Source organism: Mordavella massiliensis (assembly GCF_016901695.1).
Classification (GTDB): Bacteria; Bacillota; Clostridia; order Lachnospirales; family Lachnospiraceae; genus Claveliimonas; species Claveliimonas massiliensis_A.
This window is the reverse complement of sequence record NZ_JACJKS010000002.1, coordinates 212,875-230,979: the sequence shown is the minus strand read 5'-3', so window position 1 is coordinate 230,979 and position 18,105 is coordinate 212,875. Positions and strand designations below refer to the sequence as shown.

25 protein-coding genes are annotated in these 18,105 nt (G+C 53.4%); 7 read left to right on the top strand and 18 right to left on the bottom strand.

The annotated features are described in order from the left end of the window. The 6 genes from H6A20_RS02485 to H6A20_RS02460 form a co-directional block, all read left to right on the top strand. On the top strand, window positions 1-640 hold a 640-nt coding region (locus H6A20_RS02485), incomplete at its 5' end, for a YggS family pyridoxal phosphate-dependent enzyme (RefSeq protein WP_204905577.1). A gap of 31 nt (window positions 641-671) precedes the next feature. Beyond that, entirely contained in the window at window positions 672-1,274 is a 603-nt protein-coding gene (locus tag H6A20_RS02480) for a cell division protein SepF (RefSeq protein ID WP_204905576.1), read from the top strand. 14 nt (window positions 1,275-1,288) lie between these two features. Next, on the top strand, window positions 1,289-2,044 hold the full coding sequence (locus H6A20_RS02475) for a YlmH family RNA-binding protein (protein ID WP_204905575.1): 756 nt from the start codon (window positions 1,289-1,291) through the stop codon (window positions 2,042-2,044). A gap of 31 nt (window positions 2,045-2,075) precedes the next feature. Continuing rightward, entirely contained in the window at window positions 2,076-2,603 is a 528-nt protein-coding gene (gene lspA, locus H6A20_RS02470) for a signal peptidase II (protein ID WP_204905574.1), read from the top strand. Then, complete coding sequence (locus tag H6A20_RS02465; RefSeq protein ID WP_204905573.1) at window positions 2,554-3,474, top strand: RluA family pseudouridine synthase; 921 nt, start codon at window positions 2,554-2,556, stop codon at window positions 3,472-3,474. The genes lspA and H6A20_RS02465 overlap by 50 nt, the downstream gene beginning before the upstream one ends. 74 nt (window positions 3,475-3,548) lie before the next feature. Continuing rightward, window positions 3,549-4,193, top strand: a complete 645-nt coding sequence (locus tag H6A20_RS02460) for a cytidylate kinase-like family protein (protein WP_204905572.1) — start codon at window positions 3,549-3,551, stop codon at window positions 4,191-4,193. 57 nt (window positions 4,194-4,250) lie between these two features. Here the strand turns inward: H6A20_RS02460 and H6A20_RS02455 are convergent, their stop codons facing one another. The 3 genes from H6A20_RS02455 to H6A20_RS02445 form a co-directional block, all read right to left on the bottom strand. Further along, a complete protein-coding gene (locus H6A20_RS02455) occupies window positions 4,251-4,985 on the bottom strand; it encodes a tRNA 2-thiocytidine biosynthesis TtcA family protein (RefSeq protein WP_204905571.1) in 735 nt (244 codons plus the stop codon). A gap of 69 nt (window positions 4,986-5,054) precedes the next feature. Beyond that, the gene (locus H6A20_RS02450) at window positions 5,055-6,113 is read right to left on the bottom strand and encodes a tyrosine-type recombinase/integrase (protein ID WP_204905570.1); all 1,059 of its coding nucleotides are present in this window, start codon (window positions 6,111-6,113) and stop codon (window positions 5,055-5,057) included. 302 nt (window positions 6,114-6,415) lie between these two features. Further along, window positions 6,416-6,706 (bottom strand): LysM peptidoglycan-binding domain-containing protein, encoded by a 291-nt coding sequence (locus tag H6A20_RS02445; protein WP_243426095.1) that lies wholly within the window; start codon window positions 6,704-6,706, stop codon window positions 6,416-6,418. 287 nt (window positions 6,707-6,993) lie between these two features. Between H6A20_RS02445 and lexA the strand changes: the two genes are divergently transcribed. Further along, window positions 6,994-7,611 (top strand): transcriptional repressor LexA, encoded by a 618-nt coding sequence (gene lexA / locus H6A20_RS02440; RefSeq protein ID WP_204905569.1) that lies wholly within the window; start codon window positions 6,994-6,996, stop codon window positions 7,609-7,611. 222 nt (window positions 7,612-7,833) lie between these two features. On the opposite strand, the gene H6A20_RS02435 is transcribed toward lexA, so the two are convergent. From H6A20_RS02435 to H6A20_RS02365, 15 genes are all read right to left on the bottom strand, one after another. Then, the gene (locus tag H6A20_RS02435; RefSeq protein WP_204905568.1) at window positions 7,834-8,187 is read right to left on the bottom strand and encodes a hypothetical protein; all 354 of its coding nucleotides are present in this window, start codon (window positions 8,185-8,187) and stop codon (window positions 7,834-7,836) included. Between the two features lie 49 nt (window positions 8,188-8,236). Continuing rightward, window positions 8,237-8,728 carry a hypothetical protein gene (locus H6A20_RS02430; protein WP_204905567.1) on the bottom strand — a complete coding sequence of 164 codons (492 nt, stop codon included), beginning with the start codon at window positions 8,726-8,728 and terminating at the stop codon, window positions 8,237-8,239. A 229-nt stretch (window positions 8,729-8,957) separates the two neighbouring features. Continuing rightward, window positions 8,958-9,923 (bottom strand): helix-turn-helix domain-containing protein, encoded by a 966-nt coding sequence (locus H6A20_RS02425; RefSeq protein ID WP_338106553.1) that lies wholly within the window; start codon window positions 9,921-9,923, stop codon window positions 8,958-8,960. A gap of 200 nt (window positions 9,924-10,123) precedes the next feature. Continuing rightward, on the bottom strand, window positions 10,124-10,480 hold the full coding sequence (gene rsfS / locus H6A20_RS02420; RefSeq protein WP_204905565.1) for a ribosome silencing factor: 357 nt from the start codon (window positions 10,478-10,480) through the stop codon (window positions 10,124-10,126). Window positions 10,481-10,482: 2 nt separating this feature from the next. Beyond that, a complete protein-coding gene (yqeK, locus tag H6A20_RS02415; RefSeq protein WP_204905564.1) occupies window positions 10,483-11,070 on the bottom strand; it encodes a bis(5'-nucleosyl)-tetraphosphatase (symmetrical) YqeK in 588 nt (195 codons plus the stop codon). 16 nt (window positions 11,071-11,086) lie between these two features. Next, window positions 11,087-11,692, bottom strand: coding sequence for a nicotinate-nucleotide adenylyltransferase (nadD, locus tag H6A20_RS02410; RefSeq protein WP_204905563.1), 606 nt, complete (start codon window positions 11,690-11,692; stop codon window positions 11,087-11,089). 15 nt (window positions 11,693-11,707) lie between these two features. Next, window positions 11,708-11,998: a ribosome assembly RNA-binding protein YhbY gene (yhbY, locus tag H6A20_RS02405; protein WP_204905562.1), complete on the bottom strand. Its 291-nt coding sequence runs from the start codon at window positions 11,996-11,998 to the stop codon at window positions 11,708-11,710. A gap of 19 nt (window positions 11,999-12,017) precedes the next feature. After that, complete coding sequence (obgE, locus tag H6A20_RS02400; RefSeq protein ID WP_204905561.1) at window positions 12,018-13,301, bottom strand: GTPase ObgE; 1,284 nt, start codon at window positions 13,299-13,301, stop codon at window positions 12,018-12,020. Window positions 13,302-13,386: 85 nt separating this feature from the next. Next, window positions 13,387-13,671: a 50S ribosomal protein L27 gene (gene rpmA, locus H6A20_RS02395; protein WP_033125260.1), complete on the bottom strand. Its 285-nt coding sequence runs from the start codon at window positions 13,669-13,671 to the stop codon at window positions 13,387-13,389. A 5-nt stretch (window positions 13,672-13,676) separates the two neighbouring features. Beyond that, window positions 13,677-14,009: a ribosomal-processing cysteine protease Prp gene (locus H6A20_RS02390; RefSeq protein ID WP_204905560.1), complete on the bottom strand. Its 333-nt coding sequence runs from the start codon at window positions 14,007-14,009 to the stop codon at window positions 13,677-13,679. A gap of 1 nt (window position 14,010) precedes the next feature. Continuing rightward, the gene (gene rplU, locus H6A20_RS02385) at window positions 14,011-14,319 is read right to left on the bottom strand and encodes a 50S ribosomal protein L21 (protein WP_204905559.1); all 309 of its coding nucleotides are present in this window, start codon (window positions 14,317-14,319) and stop codon (window positions 14,011-14,013) included. Window positions 14,320-14,469: 150 nt separating this feature from the next. After that, the gene (gene asnA, locus H6A20_RS02380; RefSeq protein ID WP_204905558.1) at window positions 14,470-15,480 is read right to left on the bottom strand and encodes an aspartate--ammonia ligase; all 1,011 of its coding nucleotides are present in this window, start codon (window positions 15,478-15,480) and stop codon (window positions 14,470-14,472) included. A 5-nt stretch (window positions 15,481-15,485) separates the two neighbouring features. Continuing rightward, window positions 15,486-16,298, bottom strand: coding sequence for an amidohydrolase family protein (locus tag H6A20_RS02375; protein ID WP_204905557.1), 813 nt, complete (start codon window positions 16,296-16,298; stop codon window positions 15,486-15,488). After that, window positions 16,291-16,731 carry a CBS domain-containing protein gene (locus H6A20_RS02370; protein ID WP_204905556.1) on the bottom strand — a complete coding sequence of 147 codons (441 nt, stop codon included), beginning with the start codon at window positions 16,729-16,731 and terminating at the stop codon, window positions 16,291-16,293. The genes H6A20_RS02375 and H6A20_RS02370 overlap by 8 nt, the downstream gene beginning before the upstream one ends. 26 nt (window positions 16,732-16,757) lie before the next feature. Beyond that, entirely contained in the window at window positions 16,758-18,089 is a 1,332-nt protein-coding gene (locus H6A20_RS02365; protein ID WP_204905555.1) for an aspartate kinase, read from the bottom strand. Between the last annotated feature and the right edge of the window lie 16 nt (window positions 18,090-18,105).

The following is an 18,105-nucleotide window of genomic DNA, read 5'->3' as shown; positions in this document are numbered from 1 at the left end:
GGCAGGGCGGGATCCCAGGGAGGTGACCCTGATCGCTGTGAGCAAGACCAAACCCACAGAGGTGCTGCAGGAGGCCTATGATTTCGGGACAAGAGTCTTCGGGGAGAATAAAGTGCAGGAGCTTGCAGACAAGTATGAGGCTCTTCCCAAAGATATCCACTGGCATCTGATCGGCCATCTGCAGAGAAACAAGGTCAAATACATCATTGACAAGGTGGATCTGATCCACTCTGTCGACTCCGTCCGGCTGGCTGAGACCATTGAGAAGGAAGCAGATAAGAGAGGCGTCACAGCCAATATCCTTCTGGAAGTAAATGTGGCGCAGGAGGAGAGCAAGTTCGGATTCCGGACAGAGGAAGTGGAAGATGCGGTGAGAAAAATCGCTCTTTTCCCCCATATAAAAGTGTGCGGCCTCATGACGATCGCTCCTTTTGTGGAGAATCCGGAGGAAAATCGTCAATATTTTCGCAATTTACGCAACTTATCTGTTGACATAGGGGCCAAAAAAGTTGATAATGTTACTATGAGTATTCTCTCGATGGGCATGACCAACGACTACGAGGTTGCGATCGAGGAAGGCGCGACTATGGTCCGTGTAGGAACAGGTCTGTTTGGCGCGCGCAAGTATGCTCTGACTTAAAACGAAACGTAAGATAGGAGATTTCAAACAAATGGGAGTATTGGATAAGTTTCTTGACATCATGAAATTGAGCGATGACGACGACGATTACGAGAACGACGATTTCTTTGATGACGACTACGAGGACGATGAGTACGAGGAGCGCAGCTCGAAGAAGGCTGGCATCCTCTCCAGATTTAATAAGGGAAGAAACACGCGCAACGACGCATATGACGATTACGATGAGGAAGAATTTGACGAGCGGCCGGCCAGGCAGTCTTCCAGAGGCGGACACAGCTCCATGGGCGCCGGGTCCGGCAAGGTGACGCCGATGCGGCAGCCTGCATCCAGAAGACAGGCCCCGAATATGGAAGTCTGTGTGATCAAGCCCTCCTCTGTCGAGGATGCGAGAGAGATCACGGAGACGCTTCTTGGCGGACGCACTGTCATCCTCAATCTGGAAGGACTGGATCTCGAGGTGGCGCAGCGGATCATAGACTTCACATCCGGCGCAACATTCGCCATCAGCGGCAACCTGCAGAAGATCTCGAATTACATATTCCTCGTGACGCCGACGAACGTGGATATCTCCGGCGATCTGCAGGATCTGCTGGGTACATCTTTTGACGCGTCCTCCATGCGCACGAGATTCTAACAGCCGGGACAGATATGAACAAAGAAGAGCAGATGCTTCAGAAACGTCTGATCGAACTGTCCGAGCTCTCCTACAGGAGGGACATTGTCACCTTTTCAGATTTTCTGAATTTAAACGAATTAAATATACTGCACACAATCCCCAGAGACATGCTCTCATCCAGATATGAGACCTTTGGGGGTTATGAACCTGCGGAGCGTCAGATGGCTGCATTCCTTCCTGATGCTCTTTATTATGAGTACAGATATCCGATCAGCGTCATCCGGATCACGCCGGCAAACAGAAAATTTGCCGAAGATCTTACGCACAGGGATTTCCTGGGCGGCATCCTCCATCTTGGGATCGAGAGGAGCTGCCTTGGGGATCTTCTCGTGGATGACAGCGCCTGCCACGTTTTTGTGACAGAGGCCATGGCGGATTTTATCTGTGAGAACCTCACCCGGATCCGGCATACAGTCGTGCGGGCCGGGAAGATCGACGGAGCTTCCTTTTCCTACACCCCGAAGCTGGAAACGATCCGCGGGACCGTGGCATCTGTGCGGCTTGACTCGGTGCTCTCGGTCGCCTTTCCCATGTCGAGGAGCCGCCTGACCGGCCTCATCGAGGGCGGGAAAGTGTTTGTGAACGGGAAGCTTATCACTTCCAACGGATACCGTCTGAAGGAAGGGGATATCATCTCTGTGAGGGGGATGGGGAAACTGGCCTACCAGGGCGTCCTGTCTGAGACAAAGAAGGGCAGGCAGTTCGTGCAGGTAGGAAAATATATCTAGAAACGGAGCAGGAAGAAAGATGGCATCAGATATGAAAAAAAATGCCGGGTACTATATCGTGGCACTTGCGGTCGCAGCGGCGGGCGTCATACTGGATCAGTGGAGCAAGTATATGGCGGTCCTGCACCTGAAAGGGCAGGGTGCGCTGGAGCTGATCCCGGGCGTCTTTCAGCTTACCTATCTGGAGAACCGGGGCGCGGCTTTCGGCGTGCTGCAGGGACAGCAGACTTTTTTCTATCTGATCACAGCGGTGATCCTGTTCCTTGTCGCAGCGGCCTATATCCGCATCCCCGCAGGGAAAAGATTCCGCCCCCTGCGCATCTGCGCTGTGCTGATCGCCTCCGGCGCAGCCGGCAATCTCATCGACCGGGTGCGGCTCGGCTACGTGGTGGATTTCTTTTACTTTGAGCTGATCGATTTCCCGGTCTTTAATGTGGCGGACATTTTTGTGACTGTATCTGCCGTGCTTCTGGCAGTGCTGATACTTCTGTATTATAAGGAGGAAGATCTTGAACAGATTTTTTACAGTGGAAAGCGAAGAAGGGGAGAGGATCGATAAATACCTGGCCGGCGAGATGGAGGACGTCACGCGCTCCAGGATCCAGAAACTCATAAAAGAAGATAGAGTGGAAGTCAACGGAAAGCCTGTAAAAGCCAATTACAGGCTTTGTTTTGACGATGAGGTGCATGTCTCCATCCCGGAGCTCAAAGAGCCGGAGATCGCGCCTGAGGACATCCCGCTTGACATTCTGTACGAAGATGACGACCTTATCATTGTCAACAAGCCAAAGGGGATGGTCGTCCATCCCGCTCCCGGGCACTACAGCGGAACGCTTGTCAACGCCCTTATGTTTCACTGCGGCAGCCGCCTCTCCGGGATCAACGGCGTGATGCGGCCCGGCATCGTCCACCGCATCGACATGGACACCACCGGATCCCTCGTGGTCTGCAAAAATGACGCCGCCCATCAGAGTCTGTCCGGACAACTGAAGGAGCATTCTATCCGCCGCGTGTACGAGGCTGTCGTCCACGGCAATCTGAAGACGGACGCCGGCGTCATCGACGCCCCCATCGGCAGGCACCAGACGGACCGCAAGAAGATGAGCACCCGGACCAGAAACGGGAGACGGGCTGTGACCCATTACCAGGTTCTGGAGCGCTTTGGCAGCTACACCTATATCCAGTGTGTGCTGGAGACAGGGCGGACGCACCAGATCCGGGTGCATATGGCTTCCATCGGGCACCCGATCGTGGGCGATCCTGTCTACGGACCGGCCAAATGTCCCTTTAAGAACCTGAAGGGACAGACGCTTCACGCCAGAACGCTGGGGATCACGCATCCCCGGACAGGAGAGTACCTGGAAGTAAACGCGCCCCTTCCAGCCTATTTTGCTGATTTATTGGACTCACTTCGAAAAAGCAGCCAATAATTTTCAAAAAATTCTATACTTTTACGCACAATTGTTGTATAATACTTACTAATTAGAAAAGGAGCGTGAAGCGTATGGAAAAGACAAACACGATTATCACCATAGGAAGGCAGTTCGGAAGCGCTGGGCGCGAGATTGGCTATAGGATTGCGGATGATTTTGGGATAAAGCTGTACGATAAGGAGATGCTGAACAGAGCGGCCAAGGAGAGCGGCATCTGCGAGGAGCTGTTTGAGGCACACGACGAGAAGCCGACGAACAGTTTCCTGTATTCCCTTGTGATGGATACGTACTCCCTCGGCTATTCCTCCGGGAGCTATACGGATATGCCGATCAACCACAAAGTATTTCTCGCCCAGTTCGATGCGATCAAGAAGATAGCCGGGGAAGGTCCCTGCATTCTTGTGGGCCGGTGCGCAGACTATGCTCTTGAGGAGTTTGACAACGTGCTGTCCGTATTTATCCACGCGGACATGAGCGCCCGAATCCGCAGGATCGCGCGCATCTACAATCTGACGGACTCAAAAGCAAAAGAGATGATCCAGAAGACAGACAAGCAGCGCTCCAGCTACTACAATTATTACACGAACAAAAAGTGGTCTGATGCGGAGAGCTACGATATCTGTCTCGACAGTTCCGTTCTCGGCATCGAGGGAACTGCGGAGGCGATCAAACAGCTTGTGGCGATCAAAGAGAGCGACCGGGAGAAGAAACTGTAAGTTTATAAAATGCAGATACAAAAAGGATCAGGGGAATGTATCTCCTGATCCTTTCCTTTATCTTGTATGGATGATGCGCTCCGGCCAGCCCTCGATATTGCCGTTCAGGATCGCCGTGAACATGCGCTGTTTTGCGCCCGGATGTTCCCGGTTGAGCTGACGGACCAGCTCCTTGGCGTACTGGCGCTTTGTATAGCCGTCGATGGGACAGCGGCTCTTGACGACCGGGAGATCGTACTTGTTCCGAAAGCCGATCACGTCCGCCTCATCCACAAACATGATGGGACGGATGACGGTCAGGTCCATCCGGTCCAGGTATGTCCGGGGCGAGAAGGAGTAAAACCGCCCCTCAAAAATGAGAGAGAGGAGCATCGTCTCAATGATATCGTCCCTGTGATGCGCGTAGGCAACCTTGTTGCAGCTCATCTCTTTCACAGCCTGGTTCAGCGCGCCTTTACGCATCTTGGCGCACAGGGAGCATGGATTGCTCTCTTTTCTCTCCTCAAACAGGATATGCGCGATATCCGTCTTTACAATATGATAAGGTACGTCCAGCTCTTTGCACAGCGCCTGCACCGGTGTAAAATCACACTTCTCATATCCGAGATCCACCGTGACAGCGCTCAGCTCGAACCGGTTCGGATAGAAGCGCTTCAGCCCGTGCAGGGCATAGAGGAGCGTAAGGCTGTCTTTTCCGCCGGATATGCCTACTGCAATATGGTCGCCCTCATCGATCATCCTGTACTCGTCTACGGCCTTTCTTGTATAACTCAGAAGCTGCTGTAATCTCATAATGGCAAGCAATTCCTTTCTCTTGTCTTTTTTTGATTTCCATAAAATAATTATGAGCACTAAAACCTGCTATTCCCGCAGATGCACGGCTGTGGCCGCCTGTCGGCGCCGGTTCTCGTCAATGGCTGCATAGTGCTTCTTTGTCGTGTTCACGTCCTTGTGTCCCAGCACATCAGCCACCAGGTAGATGTCTCCGGTCTCCTTGTAGAGGGATGTGCCGTAGGTGCTGCGGAGCTTATGGGGCGTGATCTTCTTGTTCGGCGTGACCTGGCGGGCATATTTCTTCACCATGTTCTCCACTGCCTGGACGCCCATACGGCGCTTCTGGGTGGAGAGGAAGAGGGCGTTCTCGTGGCCGGGCAGGGGAGAAGCGGCTTTGCGGCTTCCCTCCATATAGGCTCTGAGCGCTTTCTCCACCTCATCGCCAAAGTAGACGACCATCTGGTTGCCGCCTTTCCGGGTGATGGTGATCCCGTTGTTCTTGAAATCCACATCCTGGATATCGAGTCCAACGCACTCTGAAACACGGATGCCGGTTCCGAGAAGAAGGGTCAGGATCGCAAGATCCCGCTCCTTTGTCTTTTCATAGTAAACTTTCGCCTGTCCTGTGAGGGCGTTCCCGCACGTCTCAACATGATCGAGCAGCATGGCCACCTCATCTGCATCCAGCCGGATGATCGCCTTTTCATGCTGTTTGGGCATGTCTACAAGAAGGGTCGGATTGCTGCTTATATAGCCATGTCTGTGGTAGTAGGCATAGAAACTGCGAAGCGCGGACATCTTCCTGGCAAGGCCTTTCTCCCCGTTGGTCATCACCTCATCGTCATCACGCCTGTAAACTTTCAGATATTCCATGTATTCCTCGATATCCACAGGCTCCAGCCTGTCCAGATCCGTGACGTGGAACCGGTCGATCGTATACTCCTTATAGACCGGATTATTCTCCATTAAAAAGTGAAAAAACACCCGGATATCGTAAGCGTAATTCATCCGCGTGCGGATCGACGAATTGGGCTCAATAGCCCGGAAGAAATCCTTCGCAAAAGGCGGAAGGGTTTTCAGGATCTCGCGGAGACGAAGCGTATAGTCTATGACTGTCTGCTCGTGATAAGATTTCGTTTCTTTCATAATAGAATAAACCCCTTTATCTGATACATGATTTATAACTCCAGGACAGATTATACCGCATGCCGGCTTTTTTGTCCATATCTTTTGGAAAAATCGGTATTTTACGTATAGATCTGTTTCTGTGACAAAACACCTTCAGGACACTTTGGAGGCTGCTAAGCACAGAACATGCAGACAGCACCCTGTCCGGCGGCGCTTCTGCTGCCTCACAGGATGCTGTCAATGGGTGAGTATAATCATATATAAAGCCTGTTCTCCAGAGGATAAAGGCAATTATATATCGGAATAAACCGGCCGCCGTTTTATCTGTAATAGACAACCGTCAGATACTGGCCTTCATGGATCAGATCATTTTCAAGCTGGTTGATGTCCATAAGATCACACACATATTCCTGTATAGAGATATCTGTGCCTTCCGTATAGCTCTCCGCAAGATCCCAGAGCGTATCGCCTGATCCGATCTCAATACTTTTATAGAACTTCTGCGTACCGGCCGCTGTGTCCGGATCCTGCGCCTGCACAGACTGAGAACTCTCGATCATGATAAAGCAGAGGCAGGCGAATGCGATCAGAACTGCCGCCAGCAGGATCATGACTTTTTCTCTGTATACAACTCTTCTTCTTTTGCTTGCTGCATGTAATCTGTGTGCATTCATACTCCCTGTACCCCTCTTCTGTCTTTATCTTATCCGAACATTCGTTCCTTTTGTGATTTTCATTATAAAGTACGAACACATGTTTGTCAATACGTTTGCCACAAAAAATCGAACATATTTTCTAAACATTTGTTTGCCTTTTTTATATGCGTATGATAAAATGTTACATATAAAAATTATTTCACTTAAAATACAAGATATAGATATGCAAGGGGGAACTGGCCATGTCACAGGGAAAGATAAGTCCGAAACAGCAGGAAATATTAGAGTATATCAAGGAACAGATCCTGACAAGAGGCTTTCCGCCGGCTGTCCGCGACATCTGCGAAGCCGTCCATCTGAAATCCACCTCTTCCGTCCACTCTCACCTTGAGACGCTGGAGAAGAACGGATACATCAGAAGAGATCCCACAAAACCGCGGGCTATCGAGGTGCTGGATGACACCTTCAATCTGACGAGGCGGGAAGTCTCCAATGTGCCGCTGATCGGGCAGGTTGCAGCCGGACAGCCGATCCTGGCGCAGGAGAACATTGAGAACTACTTCCCTATTCCGGTGGAGATGCTTCCAAATAATAAGACATTCCTTCTGACAGTCAGGGGGGAAAGTATGATCAATGCCGGCATTCTGGATGGGGACTATGTCCTTGTCGAGGAGCGCCATACCGCTGACAACGGCGATATGGTCGTAGCCCTTATCGAGGACGGCGCCACTGTCAAGACTTTCTACAAGGAAGAAGGCGTGATCCGCCTGCAGCCGGAGAACGACTTTATGGATCCGATCATTGTAAGAGACGTACAGATCCTCGGGCGGGTGATCGGCGTGTTCCGCTTCTTCAGGTAAAGGGAAAGAGGCGGACGGAAACCTAACCGGATATGCCGGCGGTATCTGGAGAAAAGAAAAACTGCTGGCACTGGAACGAGCTTGATTCCAGCGCCAGCCAACTGTGGGGAAGCCCTGCCGGGTACTGCGTCCCATCGGTGAGCAGGACAGGGAAGTTTACTTCCGGGACCGCAGGATCAGCCCGGAGCTTTTCTGAAAAACATGTGAATTACAGCATGCATATTAAGCCCGCTGCAATTTATTTACAAGTTGACGGATTGTCTCTTCCGTCTCCTCCAGGGCATTTGCAATCTCAGGGATAGAGATCCCCCTGGCAAGTTTCTTCTCTACAAGCTGTAATAAAAGCTGTTCTCTTCCCTGTTCAATTCCCAGTTCTTCCACATAATCACTTAGGTTGCACATCTGGTTCAACTCCTCTCCCATGGTCTTACTTTCCATTGGTATCGAAAATTCTTTTTTCAATCGTTGTATCTTTACTTTTCCTTTAATCTTTGGTGATAGAAGCAGTCCCAGCATCCGGGTCAATGGATTCCCCCTCTCAGACTTTGGATTCAGGCAGACCGTCACTACTGTCATCTTATCATATGTATTCCTCTGATCCGGAATCCCCGAAATCAAATCCTCTTTACAGATCTGATACTTGGAAATTGCATTTCCAATATAGTCCGGTAAATTCTATCTCTTTCTGGGCCGAGATCATCCGTGCCCCATAGAAGATACCTCTTGTTGTAAGAGAATATCCGGGATAGAATGTTTTCTGCGCTTCCACATTGATCAGCAACCTGATCCGTTCTTTCCAGGCCTTAAGATAGGCGGAAAACCGGATGTCATAGTAAATCTCGCCCTCTCCCGGGACGGCATCCTCCTGCACTTCTCCTCTGATCTTTTCCATTTCCCGCCGGTTGGCCACGCCGGGCATCACTCCTACTTCAGACATCTCAATGTCCGGACCGATACAGGTTTTGATCTCATCCACAGACATATCCGCGAACTCTTCTGTCACATACTTTAAGATCCATGCCAGGATGATCTTATTGGAAAGGACCCGTTTCACATAGTTGTCATACTGGTGCTTTCCTTCCGCCAGAGAAAGATCTCTGGCCAGTTCATTTTTCATAGGCTTTTCCTCTCTTCATTATAACGAAATTGTCCTTTGGTTACAAGCAGTTGATCTTACCTCTGAAAATGAGGCTTTGGAACTACCAGATTCTCTGGCGGCGTAAGATGTGGCGATATGCCAGCCGCCTTAGATAAAACAAATTTACCATACTTTCTGTCTTGGTACAAGATGGAATAGAAAAAGAAAGATCCTGAGCGGGGTCGCTCCCCAGCCAGGATCTTGAAAGTCACCGCTCTGCCCGGTTCCGGTAAATGCTGCTGACTACACCCCACACGATCCCGGCCACCGGCCAGATCACCCATGTGATGCGCCACTCCATAGTCAGGAAGCTGACCAGCAGATACACAGCTGTCACGCAGCCCCAGTAGATCCCGCTGATCCGCTTGTTCTGCTTCTTGGCGATCCGGGTATAGTCCCCCTCTTCCAGAAGAACCTGGTAGCCGTCCCAGACGATACAGGTATGTACAATAAGGAACACACCGGTGGCCACCAGAAACAGAAGCAGTGCTATTGCCCCTGTCAGCGCCATCACATTTTCTTCCCCGAACAGAAGGATCATCAGGAAAATGGGGATGCAGGAGGCCACGCACAGCGCCACGCCAACGGTCAGCTTCTTCACATGACTTCTCTCGTATTTCTGTTTCCGGTCCCGGACCATGCCATCCACTCCGTAGGCTGTATCCAGTGCCTCCTTCTCCAGGAACTCATACTTTTCATCATAATGACCGTTGATCACAAAGATGGATACTGCCGCCACGATCAGAAGGATCAGGATGGTAGTCCCAAGAAGGGCTCCCTGGTCTTCCGTCAGCGGGATCAGTCCTGCTTCCCCGGCCCCGGCAAGGAGAAGAAGAAACACCGGTGACATGATGCATAAAAACACACCGAAAGCGGTGGGAACCGACGCCCTTTGGCAGTGCGCCAGATAGTCGTTGGCAAGTTCCATGGACACAGGAACCAGCTTCTCTCCTGTCTCATCTGCGACTTTCTCATCGGTCGCCGGATTTTTCTCTTCCTCCTCGATCTCGTCACGAAGAAGATAGTCTGTGCTGACGTCAAAGAGTTCGGACAGCCTCAGGATCCGGTTCATATCCGGAACAGACAGGGCTCCCTCCCATTTTGAGATGGACTGTCTGCTTACCCCCATTTTCTCCGCCAGCTCCTCCTGGGACCAGCCAGCCTTTTTCCGCAAGTAAATAATTTTGTCTGCTAAGATCATATGTGTTCTCCTTCTGCCAGCCGGCTTGTCACATGCGCCTCACTGGTCTTTGTCAGGAAAAGTATAGCGTTTTCACCGGTTGCATGCCAGCAACCGGACTTTACAATTCCGCAACCGGCGCCAAGCAAAGCAGGTAGGTCATCCGGTTCCGGGTGATCTGCCTGCCCTGTTCCCTATTCTCCGCCAAGTTCTTCCGGGCTGACGGTCTGCCCGTCGCTCCAGACATGTTCCAGATTGTAGAAGGAGCGGTTCTCCTGGTCAAATACATGGACGATCACATCGCCGTAATCCAGGAGCACCCAGGTGCCCTCCCGCCCCTCTCTCTGTTTCAGGGAGAAGCCGGCCAGGTGCATCTTCTCCTCCACGTTGTCCACCAGGGCGTTCACCTGGCTGGAACTGCCGCCGTCCGCAATGACAAAGTAATCTGCGATGACGGAGATCTCCTCGATCCGGATGATCCGGATATCACGTCCCTTTTTCTCGTCCAGCGCCTTCCAGGCAGTAAGAGCCATGTTTTTCGAGTGGTTCATAGTCAGTCCTCCTCTTTCTTTAAATAGTCTTTATAGTACACGTACGTCCGCTCTGTGGCGGGATCTACCGGCAGCCCCCTGGAGTTCAGATACACGAGGGAATCTTTAAGGAGCATATAGAGACACTCGTCGATATCCTCAAATGCCAGCCGTCTTGCTTTTGCCATGTTAGGCAGTTGCGCCCGGTTCGGCTCGATGTAGTCCGCAATGTAGAGGATCTTGTCCAGCAGGCTCATCTGGGGCTTTCCCGTCGTGTGGCAGGTGATGGCAGACAGAATGCCCCTGTCCCGGATGTGATATTTCTTCGCAGCCAGGTACGCGCCCAGCTTGGCGTGCAGAAGGGACGGGTTCGCCTCTTCCGCCGGCGAGACTGTGATGCCGTTCTTGCGGCACATGCGGATCTTTTTATCGTTGGGGATACACTTGGCGCAGTCGTGCAGAAGCCCTGCGATCAGCGCCTGATCCAGATCAGCGCCCCAGCGCATGGCCAGCGCGCCGGCTGTGTACATGACCCCCAGTGTGTGAATGTACCTGTCCTTGTCCAGATACTTTTTTACTTTCTTGCGCATCTTGTCGATCGCTTCATTCATACTGCTGCACACTTCCTTACGCATAGAGTCTGTTTTCCCGAATATATGCCTCCACTGCCTCCGGCAGATACGCCGACACATCCGCATGTTCCATGAGCATCCTGCGCAGTTCATGGGAGGATACATCGACAGGCGGCATCGTGAGAAGGCGGATGTCCGCCTGATATTTCCCGCGCAGCAGGCGCATCCGGGAGCGCATCACGCTCCGGCTGCTCTTGTCGTCCCGGAATGCCGCCAGGACCGTGCAGGTCGGGAAAAGCCGCTCCACATGCACCCACTGCTCGATGGAGAACAGGGAATCCGCCCCGATGATGAAATAAAACGTGTCGTCAGGGCGGGCCTTCTTAAAGTGCTCCATCGTCTCGTAGGAGCAGCACACCTTCTGCTGTTTCAGCTCATAGTCCTCCAGGCGGAACCTCTCATGTCCGCGGATGGCAAGAGACACCATCTGCGCCCTCTGCTCCGGCGTGGAGACGATCTTATTGTTGTCCTTGTGGGGCGGATGCCCGTTTGGCATAAACCAGACCTGATCCAGCAGATATTCCCGGCAGGCGCACTTAGCCAGCGCGAGATGTCCGTTGTGGACCGGGTCAAAGGTGCCGCCCATGATACCGATCTTCATATACAGCTCCCCGGCCTACGGCAGTTCGATCTTCTTTTTCTCGTTCTTTCCCTCTTTGTAGAGGACGATCTTCTTTCCGATGACCTGCACCACCTGGGACCTTGTGCGCTCCGCCAGGACTGCGGCCAGCTCCTTCGGATCGTCCGCACAGTTCTGGAGCACGCTCACCTTGATGAGCTCCCTTGCCTCCAGCGCCTCGCTGACTGCCTTCGTCAGCTCCGGCGTCATGCTGTTCTTGCCGATCTGGAAGATGGGATCCATCGTCATGGCAAGGCTTTTCAGATATGCCCGCTGTTTTGTCGTCATGATTTGTCTCTCCTGTTCTTTACTTGTAATAGTCAAACTGCAGCCCGTACATCCGCACGGTATCGCCCTCCTGGATGCCCTTTGCCTCCAGTTCGTCCAGGATTCCCGTGTCCTTCAGGAACTTCTGGAAGAACTGGAAGCCCTTCTCAGAATCCAGGTTGGTGTAGCCGAGCATCTTCTCGATCTTGGGTCCCTCCACCACGTATACGTCGTCTTCCTTCTCCACAGTAAAGGGAAGATCCTCGTAGATGAGCTCGTCCTCGGGGAAATACTCCTGCTGGAAGATAACCGGCTCGTCATCCATCTCATCCAGCCTGCGGGACACTTCATACAGAAGTTCCTCTATCCCGGCTCCGGTGACGCCCGAGATGGGGAACACTTTGATCCCTGCGGGCTCGAACTCTTTGCGCAGCCGCTCTACCGGATCCTCACCCTCCGCATAAATGGCGTCGATCTTGTTGGCTGCGATGATCTGTGGCCTTGAGGCGATCTCTGGATTGTACGCCTCCAGCTCCGCATTGATCTTGTGAATGTCGTCCACCGGATCCCGGCCTTCGGTTCCGGCCGCATCCACCACATGGATGATGAGCTTTGTGCGCTCGATGTGACGCAGGAACTCATGTCCAAGCCCCACGCCTTCCGATGCGCCCTCAATGAGTCCGGGGATGTCGGCAATGACAAAGCCCTTGGCGCCCGGCATGTCCACGACGCCCAGGTTGGGACTCAGTGTCGTAAAGTGATAGTTGGCGATCTTCGGCCTGGCGTTTGTCACCCGTGAGAGGAAGGTGGATTTTCCCACGTTCGGGAAACCGACCAGCCCCACGTCCGCGATGACTTTCAGCTCCAGGGTGACCCAGAGTTCCTGGGCCGGCTGTCCCGGCTGCGCGTATTTCGGGATCTGCATGGTGGCTGTGGCGAAATGCTGGTTGCCGAGGCCGCCTTTTCCGCCCTTTAAGATGACCTGGCGCCGGTTCTCTCCGGACATGTCTGCAATGACTTTTCCGGTCTCGGCTTCCTTGATCACAGTGCCCTCAGGCACCCGGAGTATGATATCATCGGCATCGGCCCCGTGGCAGCGTCTCTTCCCCCCGGGCTCGCCGTCCTTTGCCGCATATTTCCGCTTGTGCCGGAAGTCCTGGAGCGTGTTCAGTCCCTCGTCCACCTCGAAGATCACGTCTCCTCCTCTTCCACCGTCCCCGCCGTCCGGGCCTCCGTTCGGAACATACAGCTCCCTGCGGAAGCTGACATGCCCGTCCCCGCCTTTTCCGGAACGGATAAATATTTTCGCTCTGTCTGCAAACATGTTCTGCCTCTCCTGTCTGATCTTGGTTTTAAGTGTAAAAAGGCCCTGCCGTTCCTTGTGTACGGCAGGGTCCAACCTTTGCTGCTTACTGTGCTACGGGATAGATAGAAACCTGTTTCTTATCTCTTCCTTTTCTCTCGAATCTCACAACACCATCTACCAGTGCGAACAGTGTGTCATCTCCGCCGCGTCCTACGTTGACACCCGGATGGATCTTCGTTCCGCGCTGTCTGTAAAGGATGTTGCCGGCTTTCACGAACTGTCCGTCCGCTCTCTTGGCGCCTAATCTCTTAGACTCGGAGTCACGTCCGTTCTTTGTGGAACCCACACCTTTTTTATGAGCAAAAAACTGAAGATTTAATTTCATCATGGTCGTTACACCTCCTCAAATCTTACCTGAATGTATTCCGAATAGTTGCTGTCGTCCGCCATCTCCTTAAGACCAAGGATCATGGCGTTGAGCAGAAGCGCTGCCTCCTTTGAGGGATGCGCCTGCAGACGGAAATCAATGAGTCCCTCCATATCATCCGACACAAGGGAGGTCTTGTCGTCCGCAAAGGCCTCAATGGCGTTCACCGTGTTGATCATGAGCACGGACGCCGCCGCGCAGACAATGTCCTGTCCTGTCTCGCTGAAGCCCGCATGTCCCTTTGCAAGGAAACCTTCGCATTCTTTCTTCTCGTTCTGATAAATCGTTACCCGGATCATATTATGCGTTGATCTTCTCAATCTTGACTGCTGTGTACTGCTGTCTGTGACCGTTCTTCTTATGATATCCAGTTTTTCTCTTATACTTGTAAACGATGACCTTCTTAGCCTTGCCGTTCTCAACGACAGAAGCCTCAACAGTCGCGCCCTCTACAGTGGGATTACCGATCTTCAGACCGTTGTCGCTCACTGCAAGCACCTGGTCAAATGTATAAGTCTCTCCAGCTTCCACACCAAGTTTTTCTACTTTAATGATATCGCCTTCGGCTACTTTGTACTGTTTACCACCTGTTGCTATGATTGCGTACATATGGCACCTCCTATTATCATTACTCGCCAGCTTCGGCGGCTCTCCGTCATGGAGCGCACTTTGAAAGCCCCGCTGTGCGGCACACTATCGTAGTTTAACACAAATGGCACATAAAATCAATATGTATATCTCAAGAAAACAAAATTATTTTTACAGGAGCGGGATGCCGTGGGCCTGCGCCTCCTCCACGATCTCATCCGGCCAGATGGAGGACTGCACTTCCCCAATGTGGGCCTTGCGCAGGCAGTACATGCAGATCCTGGACTGGCCGATCCCGCCGCCGATGGTGCAGGGAAGCTCCCCGGCAAGGAGCGCCTTCTGGAATTCCAGGTTCGCCCTCTCCTCGCAGCCTGCCGTCTTAAGCTGGCGCCGCAGCGCCTCCTCGTCCACGCGCACGCCCATGGAAGAGAGCTCCAGAGCGATATCCAGCACCGGATAGTACACGATGATATCCCCGTTCAGCTCCCAGTCGTCGTAGTCCGGCGCACGTCCGTCATGCTTCTCGCCGGAGGCGAGCACCTTGCCGATCTGTGAGATAAAGACCGCTTTTTTGCTCCGGGCGATCTCATGCTCCCTCTCCTTCGGCGTCAGGTCCGGATACATGTCCTCCAGTTCCTGGGATGTGATGAAGAAGATCTCGTCCGGCAGCATGGGCTCGATATAATTGTAGCGGCGCGCGATGAAATGCTCCGTGTCCTTCAGCGCCTCGTACACCTTGCGCACATTGTACTGCAGCGTCTCCGTGTTGCGCTCTTCCCTGGAGATCACTTTCTCCCAGTCCCACTGATCCACATAGATGGAGTGGATGTTGTCCGTGTCCTCATCCCTGCGGATGGCGTTCATATCCGTGTAGAGTCCCTCCCCGGAGTGAAAGCCGTACCGCTTCAGGGCATAGCGCTTCCACTTTGCAAGGGAATGCACGATCTCCGCCACATCGTCGTCCTGCTCCTTTATGCCGAAGGCCACCGGGCGTTCCACCCCGTTCAGGTTGTCGTTGAGGCCTGTGGACGGCTTGACGAAAAGGGGCGCGGACACACGTGTGAGATGGAGGGACTTTGCAAGCGCCCTCTCGAAATAGTCCTTCACCTCTTTGATCGCAACCTCGGTCTCCCGTATGGTGAGGGGGGATCTGTATCCCTCCGGTGTCATGATACTGCTCATAGTCTTTACCTCGCTTTGCTGTATGATTCCATTCCAAGAAGCGCTTTTGCGTTTCCCTGGAAAATTTTATCTCTCTCGTCCTCTGTGAGGGGAAGCCGGTTCATATATTCCACGAACTCCCTCTGCCCGGCCCACGGCGAATCTGTGCCAAAGAGGATCCTCTCTGCCCCGTGGCTGCGCACGATCCGCAGGAACTGCTCATCCGGGATCACCCCGAAGACAACCGCCGTGTCAAACCAGACATCCTCTCCCACCAGGTACTCTTCCACTTCGTCCCAGCGACGGAAGCCGCCCATGTGCGCAAGGATCAGTCGCTCCGGCTGCACGTCACGGATCACTTCCCTGGCCAGATCCGGCGGACAGTGGACGCACTCCGGATACCCGGGGTCAAACCCGGCATGGACGCTGACGATCAGCCCAAGCTCCGAGGCGCAGCTGATGATGCGCTTGTAGCGGATATCGTTGATCATCACCCCCTGGTAGTCCGGATGGAGCTTGATCCCCTTCATCCCCATGTCCCGGATCTGCCGCAGCTTTTCCTTATAGTCCGTGTTGTCCGGATGGATGCCCCCGAAGGAGAGAAGCCCCTCTTCCGGGTCCAGCATGCCGGCCGCGAACCGGTTGATGGAGTCAAACTGGGACGGCTTCGTCACTACGGGCATGACAACGGAGAAGGCAAGACCCGCCTCTCTTGTGGATGCCAGCAGTCCGTCCGCCATCCCGTTCGTACAGGGGCGGGTGTGGCACCGGGACTCCAGGAACGCGAGCGTCCGTGCCGCGATCTTCTCCGGAAAGATATGTGTGTGAAAATCAATCACCCTGCCCCGCCTCCTGTCTGATCATCTCTTTGTAGCAGTAGCCGATGATATCTTTTCTGGTGATGATGCCGATGAAATAGTCCTGATCGTCCACGACCGGCACAAAGTTCTGCTCCATGGCCCTCTCGATGAGATCCTCCATCTGGGACTTGGCTTTCACACACTGGTAGTCCAGACGCCTGTCGATCTTCATGATGCTGATGTTCTCCGCATCCTTAATATTGAAAAGATCCAGCTTCTTCAGCCCCCACAGAAGGTCGCCCTCCGTGATGGAGCCCACGTACTTTCCTTCCCGGTTCAGGATCGGGATGGAGGAATACTTGTGGTACTCCATGATCTCCAGGGCCTGGCGGACTGTGTGGTAATCGTAGATGTATGCCGTCTCCGCCTTTGGCTTCAGGAAAAATAAGATGTTGCTGTTCGCGTGTTTCATGGTCTGTCTTTCTTGCTCCTTGTCTGTCAGATCTGTGTTGTAACAAAAATATCATAGATGGCGCGCACCGCCGTGTCGAAATCGTGATTCCGCACGCCGATGATGATGTTGAGCTCGCTGGAACCCTGGTCGATCATCTTCACGTTGACATTGGCGTGGGCCAGCGCGGAAAAGATCCTGCCGGAAGTGCCCCTCGTTGCCCGCATCCCCCTGCCGACCACGGCGATCAGGGCAAGGTCCGACTCCAGTTCCACAAAGTCGGGCTCCACAGCCCTGTGGATGCCGGCGATGACATCCTGCTCCTTCTCTTCAAATTCATCCTGGTGGACGAACACAGTCAGGGTGTCGATGCCGGAAGGCATGTGTTCGATGGAGATATCGTTGTCCGCAAAGACGCCCAGCACCTTGTGGCAGAAGCCCACCTGTGAGTTCATCATATCCTTCTCAATGGTGACGGAGGCAAAGTCCTTCTTGCCCGCGATCCCGGTGATCGTAAAACGGGGTGTCCTGCAGGTGGCTTCCACGATCAGCGTGCCCTTGTCCTCCGGCGCGTTTGTATTGCGGATGTTGATGGGGATCCCCTCCTTGCGGACGGGGAAAATGGCGTCCTCGTGCAGGACGGAAGCGCCCATGTAGGCCAGCTCCCGAAGCTCCCTGTATGTAATGATGTCGATGGGCTTCGGGTTCTTCACAATGCGCGGATCCGCCACCAGGAAGCCGGACACATCGGTCCAGTTCTCGTACATGTCCGCATGGATGGCCCGCGCCACGATGGATCCGGTGACGTCCGAGCCGCCCCTGGAAAAGGTCTTGATCTTCCGGTCCGGCATACTGCCGTAAAATCCGGGGATCACCGCCCGCCCGCAGTCCTTCAGCCTCTCGGAGAGGATCTTGTCCGTCTTTTTCGAGTCAAAGGATCCGTCCGCCTTAAAGAAGATCACCTCCGCGGCATCGATGAACTCATAGCCAAGGTACGCCGCCATCACCATGCCGTTCAGGTATTCGCCCCTGGAAGCCGCGTAGTCCCGGCCGATCTTGCGGGTAAAATTCTCCCGGATCGTGCGGAATTCGCCGGACAGGTCAAGGGAGAGTCCCAGCCCCTGTATGATCTCGTCGTAGCGGGCTTTGATCTCTGCAAGGAGGCCGTCAAAGGACTCCTCCTCGTCCTCCTCCCGGATGGCCATCAGATAGCAGCTGTACAGCATATCCGTCACTTTGATATCGCCCGCATACCGCTTGCCCGGCGCCGAGGGGACCACATACCGTCTGGATGCGTCCTGCCGGATGATGCGGCCAACTTTTTTGAACTGCTCGGCGCTGGCAAGAGAACTGCCGCCGAATTTCACAACTTTCTTCATCTTCGGTCCTCCATAT

Bases quoted from the DNA above. Each gene is read 5' to 3' on its own strand.
- H6A20_RS02480 (WP_204905576.1), top strand. From the start codon at position 672: ATGGGAGTATTGGATAAGTTTCTTGACATCATGAAATTGAGCGATGAC.
- H6A20_RS02475 (WP_204905575.1), top strand. From the start codon at position 1,289: ATGAACAAAGAAGAGCAGATGCTTCAGAAACGTCTGATCGAACTGTCC.
- lspA (WP_204905574.1), top strand. From the start codon at position 2,076: ATGAAAAAAAATGCCGGGTACTATATCGTGGCACTTGCGGTCGCAGCG.
- H6A20_RS02460 (WP_204905572.1), top strand. From the start codon at position 3,549: ATGGAAAAGACAAACACGATTATCACCATAGGAAGGCAGTTCGGAAGC.
- H6A20_RS02455 (WP_204905571.1), bottom strand. From the start codon at position 4,985: ATGAGATTACAGCAGCTTCTGAGTTATACAAGAAAGGCCGTAGACGAG.
- H6A20_RS02450 (WP_204905570.1), bottom strand. From the start codon at position 6,113: ATGAAAGAAACGAAATCTTATCACGAGCAGACAGTCATAGACTATACG.
- H6A20_RS02445 (WP_243426095.1), bottom strand. From the start codon at position 6,706: ATGATCCTGCTGGCGGCAGTTCTGATCGCATTCGCCTGCCTCTGCTTT.
- lexA (WP_204905569.1), top strand. From the start codon at position 6,994: ATGTCACAGGGAAAGATAAGTCCGAAACAGCAGGAAATATTAGAGTAT.
- H6A20_RS02435 (WP_204905568.1), bottom strand. From the start codon at position 8,187: ATGACAGTAGTGACGGTCTGCCTGAATCCAAAGTCTGAGAGGGGGAAT.
- H6A20_RS02430 (WP_204905567.1), bottom strand. From the start codon at position 8,728: ATGAAAAATGAACTGGCCAGAGATCTTTCTCTGGCGGAAGGAAAGCAC.
- rsfS (WP_204905565.1), bottom strand. From the start codon at position 10,480: ATGAACCACTCGAAAAACATGGCTCTTACTGCCTGGAAGGCGCTGGAC.
- yqeK (WP_204905564.1), bottom strand. From the start codon at position 11,070: ATGAATGAAGCGATCGACAAGATGCGCAAGAAAGTAAAAAAGTATCTG.
- nadD (WP_204905563.1), bottom strand. From the start codon at position 11,692: ATGAAGATCGGTATCATGGGCGGCACCTTTGACCCGGTCCACAACGGA.
- yhbY (WP_204905562.1), bottom strand. From the start codon at position 11,998: ATGACGACAAAACAGCGGGCATATCTGAAAAGCCTTGCCATGACGATG.
- obgE (WP_204905561.1), bottom strand. From the start codon at position 13,301: ATGTTTGCAGACAGAGCGAAAATATTTATCCGTTCCGGAAAAGGCGGG.
- rpmA (WP_033125260.1), bottom strand. From the start codon at position 13,671: ATGATGAAATTAAATCTTCAGTTTTTTGCTCATAAAAAAGGTGTGGGT.
- H6A20_RS02390 (WP_204905560.1), bottom strand. From the start codon at position 14,009: ATGATCCGGGTAACGATTTATCAGAACGAGAAGAAAGAATGCGAAGGT.
- rplU (WP_204905559.1), bottom strand. From the start codon at position 14,319: ATGTACGCAATCATAGCAACAGGTGGTAAACAGTACAAAGTAGCCGAA.
- asnA (WP_204905558.1), bottom strand. From the start codon at position 15,480: ATGAGCAGTATCATGACACCGGAGGGATACAGATCCCCCCTCACCATA.
- H6A20_RS02370 (WP_204905556.1), bottom strand. From the start codon at position 16,731: ATGAAACACGCGAACAGCAACATCTTATTTTTCCTGAAGCCAAAGGCG.
- H6A20_RS02365 (WP_204905555.1), bottom strand. From the start codon at position 18,089: ATGAAGAAAGTTGTGAAATTCGGCGGCAGTTCTCTTGCCAGCGCCGAG.